The sequence below is a fragment of the Pseudomonas sp. HMSC063H08 genome, from assembly GCF_001813645.1.
GTDB classification, from domain to species: Bacteria; Pseudomonadota; Gammaproteobacteria; order Pseudomonadales; family Pseudomonadaceae; genus Pseudomonas; species Pseudomonas aeruginosa.
The window spans coordinates 193,595-212,767 of record NZ_KV813417.1 but is presented as its reverse complement, the minus strand read 5'-3'; the positions used below and the strand labels follow the sequence as shown (position 1 = coordinate 212,767).

General features: G+C 63.7%; 17 protein-coding genes and 2 tRNA genes. 1 reads left to right on the top strand and 18 read right to left on the bottom strand.

Going from position 1 to position 19,173, the window contains the following annotated elements; translation table 11 throughout:
- Positions 1 to 5: 5 nt before the first annotated feature.
- From nusA to rlmE, 10 genes are all read right to left on the bottom strand, one after another.
- A complete protein-coding gene (gene nusA / locus HMPREF2924_RS11640; protein ID WP_003095192.1) occupies positions 6 to 1,487 on the bottom strand; it encodes a transcription termination factor NusA in 1,482 nt (493 codons plus the stop codon).
- Positions 1,488 to 1,531: 44 nt separating this feature from the next.
- On the bottom strand, positions 1,532 to 1,990 hold the full coding sequence (gene rimP / locus HMPREF2924_RS11635; RefSeq protein ID WP_003095193.1) for a ribosome maturation factor RimP: 459 nt from the start codon (positions 1,988 to 1,990) through the stop codon (positions 1,532 to 1,534).
- Between the two features lie 126 nt (positions 1,991 to 2,116).
- Positions 2,117 to 2,193: transfer RNA gene (locus HMPREF2924_RS11630), tRNA-Met, on the bottom strand.
- Between the two features lie 90 nt (positions 2,194 to 2,283).
- A tRNA-Leu gene (locus HMPREF2924_RS11625) sits at positions 2,284 to 2,369 on the bottom strand.
- A gap of 13 nt (positions 2,370 to 2,382) precedes the next feature.
- Positions 2,383 to 2,772, bottom strand: a complete 390-nt coding sequence (gene secG / locus HMPREF2924_RS11620) for a preprotein translocase subunit SecG (protein ID WP_003135239.1) — start codon at positions 2,770 to 2,772, stop codon at positions 2,383 to 2,385.
- A 2-nt stretch (positions 2,773 to 2,774) separates the two neighbouring features.
- Entirely contained in the window at positions 2,775 to 3,530 is a 756-nt protein-coding gene (gene tpiA, locus HMPREF2924_RS11615) for a triose-phosphate isomerase (protein ID WP_003100513.1), read from the bottom strand.
- Positions 3,531 to 3,595: 65 nt separating this feature from the next.
- On the bottom strand, positions 3,596 to 4,933 hold the full coding sequence (gene glmM, locus HMPREF2924_RS11610; RefSeq protein ID WP_003095196.1) for a phosphoglucosamine mutase: 1,338 nt from the start codon (positions 4,931 to 4,933) through the stop codon (positions 3,596 to 3,598).
- Positions 4,934 to 4,949: 16 nt separating this feature from the next.
- The gene (gene folP / locus HMPREF2924_RS11605; RefSeq protein ID WP_003113907.1) at positions 4,950 to 5,801 is read right to left on the bottom strand and encodes a dihydropteroate synthase; all 852 of its coding nucleotides are present in this window, start codon (positions 5,799 to 5,801) and stop codon (positions 4,950 to 4,952) included.
- Positions 5,802 to 5,810: 9 nt separating this feature from the next.
- On the bottom strand, positions 5,811 to 7,730 hold the full coding sequence (gene ftsH, locus HMPREF2924_RS11600) for an ATP-dependent zinc metalloprotease FtsH (protein ID WP_003095200.1): 1,920 nt from the start codon (positions 7,728 to 7,730) through the stop codon (positions 5,811 to 5,813).
- A gap of 198 nt (positions 7,731 to 7,928) precedes the next feature.
- Positions 7,929 to 8,552: a 23S rRNA (uridine(2552)-2'-O)-methyltransferase RlmE gene (rlmE, locus tag HMPREF2924_RS11595; protein ID WP_003095202.1), complete on the bottom strand. Its 624-nt coding sequence runs from the start codon at positions 8,550 to 8,552 to the stop codon at positions 7,929 to 7,931.
- A gap of 94 nt (positions 8,553 to 8,646) precedes the next feature.
- Between rlmE and yhbY the strand changes: the two genes are divergently transcribed.
- Complete coding sequence (gene yhbY / locus HMPREF2924_RS11590; RefSeq protein ID WP_003095204.1) at positions 8,647 to 8,961, top strand: ribosome assembly RNA-binding protein YhbY; 315 nt, start codon at positions 8,647 to 8,649, stop codon at positions 8,959 to 8,961.
- A 40-nt stretch (positions 8,962 to 9,001) separates the two neighbouring features.
- On the opposite strand, the gene HMPREF2924_RS11585 is transcribed toward yhbY, so the two are convergent.
- From HMPREF2924_RS11585 to dnaK, 8 genes are all read right to left on the bottom strand, one after another.
- Positions 9,002 to 9,409: a DUF4149 domain-containing protein gene (locus HMPREF2924_RS11585; RefSeq protein WP_003109321.1), complete on the bottom strand. Its 408-nt coding sequence runs from the start codon at positions 9,407 to 9,409 to the stop codon at positions 9,002 to 9,004.
- A gap of 10 nt (positions 9,410 to 9,419) precedes the next feature.
- On the bottom strand, positions 9,420 to 9,896 hold the full coding sequence (gene greA / locus HMPREF2924_RS11580) for a transcription elongation factor GreA (RefSeq protein WP_003095206.1): 477 nt from the start codon (positions 9,894 to 9,896) through the stop codon (positions 9,420 to 9,422).
- Positions 9,893 to 13,114 (bottom strand): carbamoyl-phosphate synthase large subunit, encoded by a 3,222-nt coding sequence (gene carB / locus HMPREF2924_RS11575; RefSeq protein ID WP_003095207.1) that lies wholly within the window; start codon positions 13,112 to 13,114, stop codon positions 9,893 to 9,895. The genes greA and carB overlap by 4 nt, the downstream gene beginning before the upstream one ends.
- A gap of 19 nt (positions 13,115 to 13,133) precedes the next feature.
- Positions 13,134 to 13,784, bottom strand: a complete 651-nt coding sequence (gene leuE / locus HMPREF2924_RS11570; RefSeq protein ID WP_003095208.1) for a leucine efflux protein LeuE — start codon at positions 13,782 to 13,784, stop codon at positions 13,134 to 13,136.
- Positions 13,785 to 13,795: 11 nt separating this feature from the next.
- A complete protein-coding gene (gene carA, locus HMPREF2924_RS11565; protein ID WP_003095209.1) occupies positions 13,796 to 14,932 on the bottom strand; it encodes a glutamine-hydrolyzing carbamoyl-phosphate synthase small subunit in 1,137 nt (378 codons plus the stop codon).
- A gap of 182 nt (positions 14,933 to 15,114) precedes the next feature.
- Positions 15,115 to 15,921, bottom strand: a complete 807-nt coding sequence (dapB, locus tag HMPREF2924_RS11560) for a 4-hydroxy-tetrahydrodipicolinate reductase (RefSeq protein ID WP_003095210.1) — start codon at positions 15,919 to 15,921, stop codon at positions 15,115 to 15,117.
- A 56-nt stretch (positions 15,922 to 15,977) separates the two neighbouring features.
- Positions 15,978 to 17,111, bottom strand: a complete 1,134-nt coding sequence (gene dnaJ, locus HMPREF2924_RS11555; RefSeq protein WP_003095211.1) for a molecular chaperone DnaJ — start codon at positions 17,109 to 17,111, stop codon at positions 15,978 to 15,980.
- Between the two features lie 115 nt (positions 17,112 to 17,226).
- Complete coding sequence (dnaK, locus tag HMPREF2924_RS11550) at positions 17,227 to 19,140, bottom strand: molecular chaperone DnaK (RefSeq protein ID WP_003095212.1); 1,914 nt, start codon at positions 19,138 to 19,140, stop codon at positions 17,227 to 17,229.
- Between the last annotated feature and the right edge of the window lie 33 nt (positions 19,141 to 19,173).

Here is a 19,173-nt window from a genome sequence, read left to right as displayed (position 1 = left end):
ACTGCTTACTCGAACCAATGGGCCCGGGCGGCCATGATCAACTTGCCGGCACGCTCTTCGTCCATGCCGTCGATGTCGAGCAGATCGTCGATCGATTGCTCGGCCAGATCTTCACGGGTGGTTACGCCACGCAGCGCCAGGTCCAGGGCCAGCTCCTTGCTCATGCCATCGAGGCTGAGCAGGTCTTCTGCCGGTTGTGCGTCGGCGAGCTTCTCTTCGGTCGCAATGGCCTTGGTCAGCAGGCGATCCTTGGCACGGGAGCGCAGCTCGTTGACGATGTCTTCGTCGAAGCCATCGATGCTGAGCATCTCTTCCATCGGTACGTAGGCGATTTCCTCAAGAGTCGTGAAGCCCTCTTCCACCAGTACCTGGGCCAGTTCCTCGTCGACATCCAGCTCGTCGACGAAGCGCTGCAGGATATCCCCGGTCTCGGCCTGTTGCTTGGCCTGGATATCCGCCTCGGTCATCACATTCAGGGTCCAGCCGGTCAACTGGCTGGCCAGACGGACGTTCTGGCCACTGCGGCCGATAGCCTGCGCCAGATTGTCCTCGGCGACGGCGATATCCATGGTATGGGTATCCTCGTCGACGATGATCGCCGCCACCTCGGCCGGAGCCATGGCGTTGATCACGAATTGCGCCGGGTTGTCGTCCCACAGGACGATGTCCACCCGTTCTCCACCGATCTCGCCGGATACCGCCTGGACGCGCGAACCGCGCATGCCGATGCAGGCGCCCTGCGGGTCGATGCGCTTGTCCTTGGAACGAACGGCGATCTTGGCGCGCGAGCCCGGGTCACGGGCGGCGGCCATCACGTCGATCAACTGCTCGGCGATTTCCGGTACTTCGATGCGGAACAGCTCGATCAGCATTTCCGGCGCGGTACGCGACAGGACCAGCTGAGGACCGCGGTTCTCGGTACGGATCTCCTTCAGCAGGGCGCGCACGCGGGTGCCAACGCGGAAGGTCTCGCGCGGAATGATCTGGTCGCGGGCCAGCAGCGCCTCGGCGTTGTTGCCGAGATCGACGATGACGTTGTCGCGGGTGACCTTCTTCACGGTACCGGAAATGATCTCGCCGACCTTCTCGCGGTAGGCATCGACCACCTGGGCGCGCTCGGCCTCGCGGACCTTTTGCACGATGACCTGCTTGGCAGTCTGCGCAGCGATGCGGCCGAACTCGATGGATTCGATCTTTTCTTCGATGACCTCGCCGACCTTCGCGCCCGGCTTCTGCTCCTGGACGTCCTCGACGGTGATCTCGGTGGCGGGGTCCTGGTAGTCCTCGTCGGCGACGACGTGCCAACGACGGAAAGTCTCGTAGCTGCCGTTATGACGATTGATCTCGACGCGCAGGTCGACCTCGTCCTCGAAACGTTTCTTGGTGGCGGTCGCCAGAGCCAGCTCCAGCGCCTCGAAAATCACGCCGGCCGGTACGCCCTTTTCGTTGGATACCGACTCAACAACCAGCAGTACTTCTTTGCTCATTGTACGCCTCGCCTTTCAATCCATTGGATCCGCGGATTCGCGTCTCAATCAAAACGGGGAATGATGTTGGCCTTGTCGATCGAATCGATCGGCAGCAGGTACTCGTGATCGTCCACCAGGACCACCACATCCTGCTCCTCCACACCACGGAGAATGCCTTGGTAGTTACGCCGCCCCTCATAGGGCGAACGCAGCCTGATCTTCACTTGCTCGCCGGCATGCTTGGCGAACTGTTCGAGGGTGAACAGCGGCCGATCCATGCCCGGAGAGGACACCTCCAGGGTGTACTCGCCGCTGATCGGGTCTTCGACGTCGAGAATACCGCTGACCTGCCGACTGACGGCTTCACAGTCATCGATGAGGATGCCTTCGGGGCGGTCGATATAGACGCGCAACACCGAATGACGACCCTGGGAAATGAACTCGACGCCCCAGCACTCATAGCCGAGCGCCTCGACCACAGGGGCCAGCAAGGCCTGCAACTGTTCTAGCTTGCTCGACACCTGATCGCCTCGCGTATGTCGTAGAAACAAAAAATGGGCGAAACGCCCATCCCTAAATTGCCACTCGGAACCGTGGCATGGACTGTCCAGCTAACAAAAAGCCCCTAAAAAGGGGCCCTGAAAAACTGGTTGCGGGGGCTGGATTTGAACCAACGACCTTCGGGTTATGAGCCCGACGAGCTACCAGACTGCTCCACCCCGCGTCAAAGCTGGTGCAAGATTATACGACCGACACCCTGGTGGGTCAACCGAACCTTGCGGAGACAAACCCCGCAGGACGGGGCTTGCTTATATGGTACCGAGGAGGGGACTCGAACCCCTACAGCCTATGGCCACTACCACCTCAAGGTAGCGTGTCTACCAATTCCACCACCTCGGCAGAAACCTTTCTCTTACTTCTGTTCAGGAGCCGCCGGTACATCGCCTGCACTTCCCGCAGGCTTGGACTGCTCCTGAAGAACCGGCACATCGTCAGCGGCCGGTGCTTTCTCTTGCTTCTGCTCCAGAACTGCCGGATCCGGCAGCCCGATGTGTTGCAGAGCATCAGACTTTTCTTTAGCGAAGTACGCTAAGCCAAGGCTGGTCAAGAAAAAAACCGCTGCCAGTATACCAGTAATCCGACTCAAAAAGGTAGCGGAACCTTGGCTTCCGAAAACAGTTGCCGAAGCACCTGCACCGAAAGAAGCCCCTGCATCCGCACCCTTGCCATGCTGAACGAGGATCAGACCAACAAGACCCAATGCCATCAGCAGATGCACGACAATTACGACCTTTTCCAGCATCTTCAGCTTCCCGCGGCACGACAGATCGCGCCGAACTCATCCGCATTGAGGGAGGCTCCACCTACCAGCCCCCCATCGATATCCGGCATGCCGAACAACTCGGCTGCACTTGCCGCCTTTACACTGCCGCCGTAAAGGAGTCGCACACCTTTTGCGACCTCGGCATTTTCCGCTGCCAGTTGCGCGCGGATCGCCGCGTGCACTTCCTGGGCTTGCGCGGGGGACGCGGTCAACCCGGTCCCGATCGCCCAGACCGGCTCGTAAGCCACGACTGCGCGAGCAAAAGCTCCAACACCCAACTCGTCGATCACGCTTCCCAGCTGCCTTGCGACAACCTCCAGCGTCTTGCCCGCCTCGCGCTCCGCCCGGGTCTCCCCGACACACAGCACCGGCACCAGGCCGCACGACTGAGCCGCGGCAAACTTGCGACTCACAACCTCGTCACTCTCGCCGAGAATCAGGCGACGCTCCGAGTGGCCCACAAGGACCATGCTACAACCGACATCCGCCAACTGACTGGGAGCAGTCTCACCGGTCAGCGCGCCTTGCATCGGCTCGACGGCGCTGTTCTGCGCACCTACATCGATCGCCTTGCCGGCCAGGCCCTGGATGACCTGGCTGATGAACAAGCAAGGCGGCATCACAGCTACATCGACTCCGCTCGGCAACGCCAGCTGACGCAAGCCTTTGATCAACTCGGCCACACTGGAATGCGTACCGTGCATTTTCCAGTTACCGGCCACCAAGGGTCGACGCATGCTGTACCTCGCGGGGCAAAGTGGGCGCAGATGTTACTCAACAGTTTCCAGACTGGCAAGCAAAATCAAGCACATACCTCAGAAACAATTTTTGCCAGCTGTTCGGCGTGGGCACGAACGCTAGCTTCCTCGTCGCCCTCGACCATCACCCGGACCAACGGCTCCGTGCCGGATTTGCGCAGCAGGACACGACCGCGCCCGCCCATTTGCTCGGTGACGCGGACGCTGGCCTCCTTCACCGAGGGGTGCTCGAGCGGATCGTTTTCGCCCTTGAAGCGCACATTGATCAGCACTTGGGGGCACTTGCGAATCCCCTGGCGCGCCTCGGCCAGGGTCTGGCCGCGATGCTTGAGCGCCATCAGCACCTGTAGCGCCGCGATGATGGCATCGCCCGTCGTGGTGTTCTGGCAGCAGACGATATGCCCCGAATTCTCCCCTCCCAGCATCCAGTTCCGAGCCAGCAGTTCGGCCATCACATAGCGATCGCCGACCTTCGCCCGCACGAACGGGATATGCAGTTCCTGCAAAGCCAGCTCCAGGCCGAGGTTGCTCATCAGGGTGCCGACCACACCACCTTGCAGCCGCCCGCTTTCCTGCAGGTCGCGCGCGATGAGGAAAAGCAGTTCGTCGCCATCCACGACCGCACCGGTATGGTCGACCATCATCACCCGGTCGCCGTCGCCGTCGAAGGCGATGCCGAGGTCGGCATGGTGCTCGACCACCGCAGCCTGCAGGCCATCCAGGTGAGTGGAGCCGCACTTGTCGTTGATGTTCAGGCCATTCGGGCTGGCCGCCAGCACCGTCACTTCCGCGCCCAGTTCCCGGAAGACGCTGGGAGCGATCTTGTAGGTAGCGCCGTTGGCGCAGTCGAGCACGACCTTGAGACCGTTGAAGTCGGTGCTGGTCGGCACGCTGCTCTTGCAGAATTCGATGTAGCGCCCCGCCGCGTCATTGATCCGCGAAACCTTGCCGAGACGGGCGGACTCCACCACGGTCATCGGCGCATCGAGCAGTTCCTCGATCATCAGCTCGACGTCGTCCGGCAGCTTGGTCCCCTGCCCGGAGAAGAACTTGATGCCGTTGTCGTCGTGGGGATTGTGCGAAGCGCTGATCACCACCCCGGCCTCGGCGTGGAAAGTCCGCGTCAGGTAGGCGATGCCGGGGGTAGGCATCGGTCCCAGCAACAGGGTATCGGCGCCGGAAGCGGAGAGCCCGGCCTCGAAGGCCGACTCGAACATGTAACCCGAGCTGCGCGTGTCCTTGCCGATCAGGACCCGGCAGTTGCCCTGCCGGCGGAAGGCCATGCCCACCGCCCAGCCCAGCTTGAGAACGAAGTCCGGAGTAATCGGAAACTCGCCAACACGACCACGGATACCGTCAGTCCCGAAGTATTTTCTGCTCATCTTTTGTCTTCCGTGCTCAATCCGCCATTTCAACGGCGGAGATCATTCGCATCACGTCGACGGTCGCCGCCACGTCATGCACTCGAATTATCCGTGCGCCCTTGGCCAGCGCCAGGGCCGCCAGCGCGAGACTGCCGTAGAGGCGTTCGTCCACCTCCCGCCCCAGTACCTTGCCGATCATGCTCTTGCGCGAAACGCCGACCAACAACGGCAGGCCCAGGCCATGGAGCGCCTGCAGATGCCTGAACAGCACCAGGTTGTGCTCCAGTGTCTTGGCAAAACCGAAACCCGGATCCAGTAACAGCCGCTCGCGGTCGATTCCGGCCGCCACGCAGGCATCCACACGCTCCTGCAGGAACGCGCCGACTTCCGCCACCACATCCTGGTAGGCAGGCGCATCCTGCATGGTCTGCGGTTCTCCGCGCATGTGCATGAGACAGACCGCCAGGCCGCTATCCACCGCAGCATCCAGCGCACCGTCGCGCTGCAGCGAACGGACGTCGTTGATCAGACCCGCTCCGAGACGCGCAGTTTCGCGCATGACCGCAGGCGTGGAGGTATCCACCGAAATCACGACGTCCAGTTCGCGGGCGATGCGTTCGACTACCGGAGCGACCCGCTCCAGCTCCTCCGTCGGAGAAACGCTGCGCGCACCGGGACGGGTCGACTCGCCGCCGACGTCGATGAGCGTTGCGCCTTCCAGCACCATGCGCTCGGCATGCCGCAGGGCATCGTCCAGCCGGTCGTAACGGCCGCCGTCGGAAAAGGAATCGGGGGTGACATTGAGGATGCCCATGACATGTGGGCGGGCCAAATCAAGAACCCGACTGCCGCAAGGCAGTCGGGTCGGGTATTGCGGATTGCTCATTCAGGGCTCTCAGTGCTCGCCGGCCGGCCCACCGATGGGAGGGGTGTTCTCGCGGCGGCCCGACTCTTCCAGGTTGGCCGGCGGGGTGCCGGTACCCGAACCACCCTGCCAGTCACGCGGCTCGCGCGGCACGCGACCGGCCATGATGTCGTCGATCTGGTCGGAGTCGATGGTCTCGTACTTCATCAGTGCGTCGGCCATCATCTCCAGCTTGTCGCGGTTCTCGTCGAGCAGTCGCTTGGCGGTACCGTAGCAGTCGTCGATGATGCGCCGGACTTCCTGGTCGATCATCTTGGCGGTCTCGCCCGACACATTGGCGTGCTGGCTGCCGGCGCTACGGCCGAGGAACACCTCGCCCTCCTCCTCCGCGTACATCAGCGGGCCGAGCTTCTCGGACAGACCCCACTTGGTCACCATGTTCCGCGCCAACTGGGTAGCACGCATGATGTCGTTGGAAGCGCCAGTGGTGACGCCTTCGAAGCCGAGGGTCATCTCTTCCGCGATACGGCCGCCGAACAGCGAGCAGATCTGGCTTTCCAGCGCGCGCTTGGACAGGCTGTAGCGATCTTCCTCGGGGAGGAACATGGTCACGCCCAGGGCACGTCCGCGCGGAATGATGGACACCTTGTAGACCGGGTCATGCTCCGGCACCAGGCGACCGACGATGGCGTGGCCGGCCTCGTGGTAGGCGGTGTTGCGCTTCTCCTTCTCGGACATGACCATGGTCTTGCGCTCGGCGCCCATCATGATCTTGTCCTTGGCCAGCTCGAACTCGCGCATGTCGACGATGCGCTTGTTGGAGCGCGCGGCGAACAGCGAGGCCTCGTTGACCAGGTTGGCCAGGTCGGCGCCGGAGAAACCGGGCGTACCGCGGGCGATGACGGCAGGATCGACATGGTCGCCCAGCGGCACCTTGCGCATGTGCACCTTGAGGATCTGTTCGCGCCCGCGGATATCCGGTAAGCCGACCACCACCTGGCGGTCGAAGCGGCCCGGACGCAGCAGCGCCGGGTCCAGAACGTCCGGACGGTTGGTGGCAGCGATGACGATGATGCCATCGTTCATCTCGAAGCCATCCATCTCCACCAGCAACTGGTTGAGGGTCTGCTCGCGCTCGTCGTGACCGCCGCCCAGGCCGGCGCCGCGATGGCGGCCGACGGCGTCGATCTCGTCGATGAAGATGATGCACGGCGCGTGCTTCTTGGCCTGGTCGAACATGTCGCGGACACGGGAAGCGCCCACGCCGACGAACATCTCGACGAAGTCGGAACCGGAAATGGTGAAGAACGGCACCTTGGCTTCGCCGGCGATGGCCTTGGCCAGCAGGGTCTTGCCGGTGCCGGGCGGGCCGACCATCAGCACGCCACGCGGGATACGGCCGCCCAGGCGCTGGAACTTGCCCGGATCGCGAAGGAACTCGACCAGCTCGCTGACCTCCTCCTTGGCCTCGTCGCAGCCGGCGACGTCAGCGAAGGTGGTCTTGACCTGGTCCTCGGACAGCAGGCGCGCCTTGCTCTTGCCGAAGCTCATCGGGCCGCCGCGACCGCCGCCGCCGCCCTGCATCTGGCGCATGAAGAACATGAACACGGCGATGATCACCAGGATCGGGAAGCTGGCGACCAGCAACTGGGTCCAGATGCTCTGCTGTTCGGGCTGCTTGCCCTCGACCACGACGTTGTTGTTGACCAAGTCGCCGATCAGGCCGTTGTCCTGGATCGCCGGGCGGATGGTCTTGAAGGTATCGCCGTCGCTACGCTTGCCGGTGATGACATAGCCATCCACGGTCACTCGCTCGACCTTGCCATCCTTGACCTGCTGGATGAAGTCCGAGTAGTTCAGCGTCTGTGGCTCGCTCGGGCTCGAGAAATTGTTCATCACGGTCACCAGTACCGCCGCGATGATCAGCCACAGAATCAGATTCTTTGCCATGTCGTTCAATTGACTACCCTCTGAAGCCGGCTCCGTCCTGGAAACCGCTTCACACGACGGCCAGACTCCTTCCGGCCAAAAGTACTACACAAGCGCCCGCGCACGCAGGCGTTGTCTGTAACCCTTTATGAACCCTCGCCCGTCCCGGCACAACAGGTCATCGACCAATAGACAGGCTATAGGGTCAATCATTCCAGTCTATTCCCCGCGAAAGCCGCGTGCGAGCAGATACTGTTCCCGCGAACGATCACGCGACGACAGGGGCTTGCGCATCTGTACCTTGTCGAACATTTCCCGGGCCTGCTTGTGGTACTGGTCGAAACCTTCGCCCTGGAAGATCTTGATCAGGAAATCGCCGCCCGGTCGCAGCACACGGCCGGCCAGGTCCAGCGCCAGTTCGCAGAGATACATGGCGCGCGGCTGGTCGGCGGCCCGCACTCCACTCATATTGGGGGCCATATCGGAAATCACAAGGTCTACCGGATGATCGCCGATCGCCTCGAGGATCCGCGCGAACACCGCGTCCTCGGTGAAGTCGCCCTGGATGAAGGTGACGTCGGGGATGCTGTCCATCTCGAGGATGTCCGAAGCGATCAGCCGACCACGGTCGCCGATCACCCGGCTGGTGACCTGCGACCACCCGCCCGGCGCGGCGCCCAGGTCGACCACGGTCATGCCCGGACGCAGGATGCGGTCCTTCTCCTGGATCTCCAGCAGCTTGTAGCTGGCGCGCGAGCGATAGCCATCGCGCTGGGCCATCTTCACGTAGGGATCGTCGAAATGTTCTTTCAGCCAACGCTGGCTGGTTTTGGAGCGGGCCACGGAATACCTCTTCGGGCACCCCCGGTCGGCGGGGGCAGCATCACTTGGACTAAAACTGGGGTAAAATAGACGACTTTTTCCCAGGGGTCTGATTATGGCGCTCACTCAAGAGCAGAAGAAACAGTTCAAATCTATCGGTCACCACCTGAAACCGGTATTGATCGTAGCCGAGAACGGCTTGACCGAAGGCGTTCTCGCCGAACTCGAGCGCGCACTCAACGATCACGAACTGATCAAGGTGAAACTGGCGCTGGCCGAGCGCGACGATCGCCGCGCCCTGCTCGACGAACTCTGCGCGCAGTCGCGCAGCGACCTGGTGCAAAGCATCGGCAAGATGGCGCTGGTCTATCGGAAGAACCCGAAGCCGAACAAGAATCTCTCGAACATCAGCCGTTTCGCCGGCATCTGATGCCCCATCCAACCAAGGTCGGGAAACTTCCCGACCTGGTTCAGACGCCTTCCTCGTCCCGCCCCGGTACCGGCTGCAACACCAGCAGCAGGCCACACATCGCCACCGCCAGGTAGTTGAACAGCAGCCAGCGCACCGCCTCGGGCGCCAGCCCACGCACCAGGAAATACACCAGGCAGAGCAGCGCGACGGCGAGCAACAACTGACCGCGAAGGTCTCGCCAGAGGCTCCTCGGCCCGTGGCTCGACACCAACACCAGCGCTTGCAGCACCGCACAGAATCCGGCGAAGCCGATCAGCAGCGGCGTCAACGCCGCGGCTACGGTTTCCACCAGCAGCGGCGCCAGTCCGGTCTTGGCCAACGCAGGCAGGACCACGAACTGCAGCAACCAGAGGCCGCCGACCCAGAACGTCTGGGCCAGCAGCCAACTGATCGCGCCTGCGCGCAACGGGGCGCGCTTAGATATGGCGAACCTCGACGATCTCGTACTCGACGTCGCCGCCCGGGGTTCTCACCAGCACGGCATCGCCTTCGGTCTTGCCGATCAGCGCACGGGCGATCGGCGAATTCACCGAGATCTTGCCACCCTTGATATCCGCCTCGTCGTCGCCGACGATCTGGTAGGTCACGGTCTCGTCGGTCTCGACGTTGGCGATGTCGACGGTGGTGCCGAAGATCACCTTGCCGCTGTGCGGGATGGCGGTGACATCGATGACCTGGGCGTTGGACAGCTTGGCCTCGATGTCGCGGATACGCGCCTCGACCATGCCCTGCTGTTCGCGCGCCGCATGGTACTCGGCGTTTTCCTTGAGGTCGCCCAGTTCACGCGCTTCGGCGATGGCCTGGCTGATCTGCGGGCGCAGCACGCCCTTCAGGTGTTTCACTTCTTCTTCCAGGGCGCGGGCGCCCTGGACGGTCATGGGGAACTTGCTCATGCCTTGATTCCTGCGTGGAGATCCTGCAGACGCCGAACGGTCTTCTCGGGACCGAACTTGAGCGCCTCACAGATCGCCTGCCCACCCGCAATGGTGGTGGTGCAGCAGATCTTGTGCTGCAGGGCGTTTCGACGAATGGAGTAGGAGTCAGCGATGGACTGCCGGCCCTCGGTGGTGTTGATGATCAGGGTGACCTCGTCGTTCTTGATCATGTCCACCACGTGCGGGCGACCTTCGGTCACCTTGTTCACGCGACGCACCGGCAGGCCTGCGGCTTCGATGACACGCGCGGTACCGGCGGTGGCTACCACTTCGAAGCCCAGCGCGACCAGGTCGCCAGCCACCTGGGCGGCGAACGGCTTGTCGTCTTCGCGGACGCTGATGAAGGCGCAACCGGCGGTCGGGAGGATCTCGCTGGCCCCCAACTGAGCCTTGGCAAAGGCTTCGGCAAAGCTATCACCGACGCCCATCACTTCACCAGTGGACTTCATTTCCGGGCCGAGGATCGGATCGACGCCGGGGAACTTGGCGAACGGGAACACCGCTTCCTTGACGCTGAAGAACGGCGGGATGATTTCCTGGGTGAAGCCGACCTCGGCCAGGGTCTTGCCGGCCATGACGCGGGCGGCGACCTTGGCCAGCGACTCGCCGACGCACTTGGAGACGAACGGCACGGTACGCGAGGCGCGCGGATTGACCTCGATGACGAAGATATCCTCGCCCTGCACCGCCATCTGCACGTTCATCAGGCCGACCACGCCAAGCTCCAGGGCCATTTTCTTGACCTGCTCGCGGATCTCGTCCTGGATGTGCTGCGGCAGCGAGTACGGCGGCAGCGAACAGGCGGAGTCGCCGGAGTGAACGCCAGCCTGCTCGATATGCTGCATGATCGCGCCGATCACCACGATCTCGCCGTCGCATACCGCGTCGATGTCGACTTCGATGGCGCAGTTGAGGAAGTGGTCGAGCAGCACCGGGCTGTCGTTGGAAACCTGCACCGCCTCGCGCATGTAGCGCTTGAGTTCTTCTTCCTGGTAGACGATTTCCATCGCCCGCCCGCCCAGCACGTAGGACGGGCGTACCACCAGCGGATAACCGATGGCCTTGGACGCGGCCAGGGCCTCGTCTTCGCTGCGCGCGGTGGCGTTGGCCGGCTGGCGCAGGTTCAGGCGCTGGACCATCTGCTGGAAGCGCTCGCGGTCTTCGGCACGGTCGATGGCGTCCGGGCTGGTGCCGATGATCGGCACGCCGGCCTCTTCGAGGGCGCGGCAGAGCTTCAGCGGGGTCTGGCCGCCGTACTGGACGATCACGCCCTTGGGCTGCTCGACGCGGACGATCTCAAGGACGTCCTCGAGGGTCACCGGCTCGAAGTACAGGCGGTCGGAGGTGTCGTAGTCGGTGGAGACGGTTTCCGGGTTGCAGTTGACCATGATGGTCTCGTAGCCGTCTTCGCGCATCGCCAGCGCCGCGTGCACACAGCAGTAGTCGAACTCGATGCCCTGGCCGATGCGGTTCGGACCGCCGCCGAGGATCATGATCTTCTCGCGGCTCGACGGGTTGGCCTCGCACTCTTCCTCGTAGGTCGAATACATGTAGGCGGTGTCGGTGGCGAACTCGGCGGCGCAGGTATCGACACGCTTGTAGACCGGCAGCACCTTCAGCTTGTGGCGATGGCTGCGCAGGTTCTTCTCGGTGACGCCTAGCAGCTTGGCCAGGCGCGCGTCGGAGAAGCCCTTGCGCTTGAGCTTGTACATCAGCTCGCGATCGATGGAGGACAGGCCGAGGGTCTTGACCTTCTCCTCGTCCTTGACCAGGTCCTCGATCTGCACCAGGAACCATTCGTCGATGCGGGTCAGCTCGAACACTTCCTCGACGCTCTTGCCGGCGCGGAAGGCGTCGGCGACGTACCAGACACGCTCGGCGCTGGGCACGGTCAGCTCGCGCTTGAGGATGCTGTCGGCCTCCGGGTCGTTCAGGTCGAGCTTCGGATCGAAGCCGGTGGCGCCGACTTCCAGGCCGCGCAAGGCTTTCTGCACCGACTCCTGGAAGGTCCGGCCGATGGCCATGACTTCGCCGACCGACTTCATCTGGGTGGTCAGGCGGGCATCGGCTTTCGGGAACTTCTCGAAGGCGAAGCGCGGGATCTTGGTCACCACGTAGTCGATGGCCGGCTCGAACGACGCCGGGGTGCGACCGCCGGTGATGTCGTTCTGCAGTTCGTCGAGGGTGTAGCCGACCGCCAGCTTGGCGGCGATCTTGGCGATCGGGAAACCGGTGGCCTTGGAGGCCAGGGCCGAGGAGCGGGAAACCCGCGGGTTCATCTCGATCACCACCATGCGCCCGGTGTTCGGGCAGATGCCGAACTGCACGTTGGAACCGCCGGTTTCCACGCCGATCTCGCGCAATACCGCCAGCGAGGCGTTGCGCATGATCTGGTATTCCTTGTCGGTCAGGGTCTGCGCCGGTGCCACGGTGATCGAGTCACCGGTGTGCACGCCCATCGGGTCGAAGTTCTCGATGGAGCAGACGATGATGCAGTTGTCCTTCTTGTCGCGGACCACCTCCATCTCGTACTCCTTCCAGCCGATCAGCGACTCGTCGATCAGCAGCTCGTTGGTCGGCGACAGGTCGAGGCCACGGGCGCAGATCTCTTCGAACTCTTCACGGTTGTAGGCGATACCGCCGCCGGTGCCGCCCATGGTGAAGGACGGACGGATGATGCAGGGGAAGCCGACCTGCTCGAGCACGCCGTAGGCCTCCTCCATACTGTGGGCGATGCCCGAGCGCGGACAGGCCAGGCCGATATCCTTCATCGCCTTGTCGAAGCGCGAGCGGTCCTCGGCCTTGTCGATGGTATCGGCATTGGCACCGATCATCTCCACGCCGAACTTCTCCAGCACGCCGTGGCGCTCCAGGTCCAGGGCGCAGTTCAGCGCAGTCTGGCCGCCCATGGTCGGCAGCAGCGCGTCGGGGCGTTCCTTCTCGATGATCTTGGCCACGGTGGCCCACTTGATCGGCTCGATGTAGGTCGCGTCGGCCATCGCCGGGTCGGTCATGATGGTCGCGGGGTTGGAGTTCACCAGGATGACGCGGTAGCCCTCCTCGCGCAGGGCCTTGCAGGCCTGGGCGCCGGAGTAGTCGAATTCGCAGGCCTGGCCAATCACGATGGGGCCGGCACCGAGGATCAGGATGCTCTTTATGTCTGTACGTTTTGGCATGGGACTCTCGTTGCAATAATCAGGACAGGGTTGCGGTGGCCAGCTTCACACCAAAGCCGACGAACAGGGCGCCGACGCCCGAAGTGGCGCCGGCAGCCAACCGTTGCCGCCGGCGGAACCAGGCCGCCAGCCGCACACCGGTGAAAATCAGGAAGCTCAGGTAAAGGGCGCTGACCAGTTCCAGGATCACCGCCAGCACCAGGAACGACAGGCCCGGATAGGCATAGCCGGGATCGACGAACTGGATGAAGAAGGAGATGAAAAACAGGATCGCCTTGGGATTCGACAGGCTGAGCAGCAGCGCCTTGCGGAACGGCTGGTGGACATCCACCTGTTCGGCCTGCGCCGCCGTCGCCTCGGGATTGCGCAGCTTGCGCCAGGCGCCCCGCAGCATGCCGACGCCGAGATAGAACAGGTAGGCCGCACCGAGGTACTTCAGGCCGATGAACAGCATCGGCTCGGCCTTCAGCAGGGACGCCACGCCGAGGGCCGACAGCAGCATCAGCACCGCGTCGCCGAGGAACACGCCGCAGGCGGCCCGGTAGCCGGTCGCCACGCCACGCTGGGCCGAAGTCGCGAGGACGAACAACGAGTTCGGTCCGGGCAACAGGATCACGAAAACCACACCCAGCACGTAGGTCCAGAAATCGGTTATCCCCAGGGTCGGCATGGCTCTGCTCCTCAGCGACGCTCGGCCATCGCCGAGATGAAGCGGTCGAACAGCGGGGCGACGTCATGCGGACCGGGGCTCGCCTCGGGGTGGCCCTGGAAGCTGAAAGCGACCTTGTCGGTGCGCTCGATACCCTGCAGGGTACCGTCGAACAGCGACTTGTGAGTGGCTCGCAGGTTGTCCGGCAGGGTGCTCTCGTCGACCGCGAAACCGTGGTTCTGGCTGGTGATCATCACCACGCCGCTGTCCAGGTCCTGCACCGGGTGGTTGGCGCCGTGGTGCCCGTGGCCCATCTTCAGGGTCTTGGCGCCAGAGGCCAGGGCCAGCAACTGATGGCCGAGGCAGATGCCGAACACCGGGATCTCGGTATCGAGGAATTCGCGGATCGCCTGGATCGCGTAGTCGCACGGTTCGGGGTCGCCGGGGCCGTTGGAAAGGAAGATGCCGTCAGGGTTCAGCGCCAGCACTTCGCTGGCCGGTGTCTGCGCCGGCACCACGGTCAGGCGGCAGCCGCGCGCCACCAGCATGCGTAGGATGTTCAGCTTCACGCCGTAGTCGTAGGCCACCACGTGATACGGCAGTTCACCGGCCGGGATCTCCGGATGACTGTCGCTTTCCAGGTTCCAGACGCTGGAGCGCCACTCGTAGCGCTCGGCGGTGGTGACCTCCTTGGCCAGGTCCATGCCCTTCAGGCCGGGGAAGGCGCGAGCCAGCTCCAGCGCGCGTTCCTCGGTAGCGTCGGCACCAGCCAGGATGCAGCCGTTCTGCGAACCCTTCTCGCGGAGGATACGGGTCAGGCGACGGGTATCGATGCCGGCGATGGCGACGGTGCCGTTGGCTTTCAGGTAGTCAGGCAGCGACTGCTTGCTGCGCCAGTTGCTGGCGATCAGCGGCAGGTCGCGGATGATCAGGCCGGCGGCCCAGACGCGGTTGGCCTCGGCGTCTTCCGGGGTGGTACCGGTATTGCCGATGTGCGGGTAGGTCAGGGTGACGATCTGCTGGGCGTAGGAAGGATCGGTAAGGATTTCCTGGTAGCCGGTCATGGCGGTGTTGAACACCACCTCGCCAACGGTCTGGCCGTCGGCACCGATGGCTTCACCGCGAAAAATGCTGCCGTCGGCAAGTGCAAGTATGGCTGGCTTAGTCAAGAAGACCTCCCGTAAATCAAGCCTGACTGGTCGCGCAGGTGTAAAAAAGCGGGATGACACCGTGAAGAGTCATCCCGCTTTTTTTCGATTCATGCTGCGCTGCTTTTAGTGGACACACTAAAGCTGTAGTTTACAGAATCGCGACATTCCGGTCCACCAATAAGACGACGTGCGGCAGCGTCTCAGCGTAGACCGAGCACATCCTGCATGTCGTACAGGCCGTTCTCCTTGCCCTCCAGCCACAGCGCCGCACGCACCGCGCCACGGGCAAAGGTCATGCGGCTGGAAGCCTTGTGGGTGATCTCCACGCGCTCGCCCTCGGCGGCGAACAGCACGGTGTGGTCGCCCACCACGTCGCCGGCGCGCACGGTGGCGAAGCCGATGGTTTCCCGCGCCCGCGCGCCGGTCTGCCCCTCACGTCCGTAGACCGCCACTTCCTGGAGGTCCCGGCCGAGCGCCTGGGCTACCACCTCGCCCATGCGCAAGGCGGTGCCGGACGGTGCATCGACCTTGTGCCGGTGATGGGCCTCGATGATCTCGATATCCACTTCGTCGCCCAGCACCCGTGCCGCAGTATCCAGAAGCTTCAGGCAAAGGTTCACGCCGACGCTGAAGTTGGCAGCGAAGACGATCGGGATATCCTTCGCCGCTTCGGCCAGCAGCAGCTTCTCGTCGGCGCTGAAGCCGGTGGTGCCGATGACCATCGCGCGGCGCGCCTTGCGGCACTGCTCGATGTTCTTCAGGGTTACGGAGGGATGGGTGAAGTCGATCAGGACGTCGAACTCCTCGCAGACCTTGCCCAGGTCCCCGGACAGCGGCACGCCGATCCGGCCGAGACCGGCCAGCTCGCCGGCGTCCGCCCCCACCAGGGTGCTATCCGGACGATCCACCGCCGCCGTCAGCCCGGCGGCACCGCCGGTCTGCTGAACGGCCTCGATCAGGTTCTTGCCCATGCGCCCGGCGGCGCCCACTACGGCTATACGTCGCATAAAACCACTCCACGCGGAACCCGGACGCGGCGGTCAGGCCGCGCCCATGGCTTTGTTTATAGGTCGTCGAAGAAACGCTTCATGCCTTCGAACCAGCCACTGGCCTTGGGCGAATGCGAGGTGTCGCTCTGCAACGACTTGCGGAACTCCTCGAGCAGCTCGCGCTGGCGCTTGTCCAGGTTCACCGGGGTTTCCACCACCACCTTGCACATCAGGTCGCCGGCGCCGCCGCCACGCACCGGGGCCACGCCCTTGCCGCGCAGGCGGAACAGCTTGCCGGTCTGGGTGCTTTCCGGAATCTTCAGCTTGACCCGGCCATCCAGGGTCGGCACTTCCAGCTCGCCACCCAACGCAGCGTCGGCGAAACTGATCGGCACTTCGCAGTACAGATGCTTGCCGTCGCGCTGGAAGATCGGGTGCTCGCGCACATTGACCACCACGTACAGGTCGCCCGCCGGACCACCCATGCTGCCGGCCTCGCCTTCGCCGGTGAGGCGGATGCGGTCGCCGGTGTCGACGCCGGCCGGCACCTTCACCGACAGGGTCTTCTGCTCTTCCACGCGCCCCTGGCCATGGCAGGAGCCACAGGGATCGGAAATCATCTTGCCGGTGCCGTGGCAGCGCGGGCAGGTCTGCTGGACCGAGAAGAAGCCCTGCTGCATGCGCACCTGGCCGATACCGCCGCAAGTGGTGCAGGTGACCGGTGTGGTACCGGGCTTGGCGCCGCTGCCGTTGCAGGTCTTGCAACCGACCAGGGTCGGCACGCGGATGGTGACGGTGGTGCCGCGTACCGCCTCTTCCAAGTCGAGATCCAGGGTGTAGCGCAGGTCCGCGCCGCGCTGCGCGCCGCCGCGCGAGCCACCGCGGGCGCCGCCGCCACCGAAGAAATCGCTGAACACATCGCCGAAGATGTCGGAGAAGCTCGCCCCGCCGAAACCGGCGCCAGCGCCCCCACCCATGTTCGGATCGACGCCGGCATGGCCGTACTGGTCGTAGGCCGCCCGCTTGCTGGCATCGGAGAGGACCTCGTAGGCCTCGTTGGCCTCCTTGAACTTGTCCTCGGCTTCCTTGTCGCCAGGATTGCGGTCCGGGTGGTATTTCATCGCCAGGCGACGGTAGGCCTTCTTCAGGTCCGCCTCGCTGGCGCCACGCTCAACCCCCAGAACCTCGTAAAAGTCTCGTTTCGCCATAACCTTTCCGTCTCAATTAAGGACCCTCCAGACACGCCAACGCGGGAGCAGGCTCCCGCGTGGCGGATCATGCGTACCGGCCTGGCCGGCACGCGGGGCAGAAGCAAGCCGGGGCTTACTTGTTGTCCTTGACCTCTTCGAACTCGGCGTCCACCACGTCGTCAGCGGCTTTCGCCTGCTCGCCCTGGGGAGCGTCTTCGCCCTGCTGGGCCTGTTCGGCGTACATCTTCTGCGCCAGCGGGGTGGAAGCCTGGGACAGAGCGTTCATCTTGGCCTCGATCTCGGCCTTGTCGTCGCCCTTCACCGCCGCTTCCAGCTCGCCCAGCGCCTTCTCGATGGTCGCCTTGTCCTCGGCGGTGGCCTTGTCGCCCGCCTCGGTGATCATCTTGCGGGTCGCGTGGACCAGCGCGTCGCCCTGGTTGCGAGCGGCAGCCAGTTCCTCGAACTTGCGGTCCTCCTCGGCGTTCGCCTCGGCATCGCGGACCATCTGCTGGATCTCATCCTCGGACAGGCCGGAGGATGCCTTGATCACGATGGACTGCTGCTTGCCGGTGGCCTTGTCCTTCGCCGAGACGTGCAGGATGCCGTTGGCATCGATATCGAAGGTCACCTCGATCTGCGGCACGCCGCGCGGAGCCGGCGGAATGTCGGCCAGGTCGAACTTGCCCAGCGACTTGTTCTGCGCGGCCTGCTTGCGCTCGCCCTGCAGCACGTGGATGGTCACCGCGCCCTGGTTGTCGTCGGCGGTGGAGAACACCTGCGACTTCTTGGTCGGGATGGTGGTGTTCTTCTCGATCAAACCGGTCATCACGCCGCCCAGGGTCTCGATGCCGAGGGTCAGCGGGGTCACGTCGAGCAGCAGCACGTCCTTCACGTCGCCGGCCAGGACCGCGCCCTGGATGGCGGCACCGACAGCCACGGCTTCGTCCGGGTTGACGTCCTTGCGCGCTTCCTTGCCGAAGAACTCGGCAACGGTCTTCTGTACCAGCGGCATGCGGGTCTGGCCGCCGACCAGGATCACTTCATGGATATCGGAAACATCCAGGCCGGCATCCTTCAGCGCGGTGCGGCACGGCTCGATGGTGCGCTGCACCAGGTCTTCGACCAGGGACTCCAGCTTGGCGCGGGAAACCTTGACGTTCAGGTGCTTCGGACCGCTCGCGTCGGCAGTCACGTACGGCAGGTTGACGTCGGTCTGCTGGGTCGAGGACAGCTCGATCTTGGCTTTCTCGGCCGCTTCCTTCAGACGCTGCATGGCCAGCGGGTCGCCCTTCAGGTTGATGCCGCTTTCCTTCTTGAACTCGTCGACGAGGTAGTCGATCAGGCGGATGTCGAAGTCTTCGCCGCCGAGGAAGGTGTCGCCGTTGGTGGCCAGCACTTCGAACTGATGCTCGCCGTCGACTTCGGCGATCTCGATCACCGACACGTCGAAGGTACCGCCGCCCAGGTCATAGACGATCACGGTGTGGTCGCCCTTGGCCTTGTCCAGGCCGTAGGCCAGCGCCGCCGCGGTCGGCTCGTTGATGATCCGCTTGACGTCGAGGCCGGCGATGCGGCCGGCGTCCTTGGTGGCCTGGCGCTGGCTGTCGTTGAAGTAGGCCGGAACGGTGATCACCGCTTCGGTGACCGGCTCGCCGAGGTAGTCTTCGGCGGTCTTCTTCATTTTCTTCAGCACTTCGGCGGAAATCTGCGGAGGTGCCATCTTCTGGCCCTTCACTTCCACCCAGGCGTCGCCGTTGTCGGCCTTGACGATGCTGTACGGCACCATCTGGATGTCTTTCTGTACCACGTTCTCTTCGAAGCGACGGCCGATCAGGCGCTTCACCGCATACAGGGTGTTCTGCGGGTTGGTGACCGCCTGGCGCTTGGCCGGCTGGCCCACCAGGGTTTCGCCATCGTTGGTGTAGGCGATGATCGAGGGGGTGGTACGCGCGCCCTCGGCGTTCTCGATGACCTTGACGTTACCGTTCTCCAGGATAGCCACGCAGGAGTTGGTGGTACCCAGGTCGATGCCAATGATTTTGCCCATATTCACTCTCCAGAAACTTTGATTCCGTGCGAC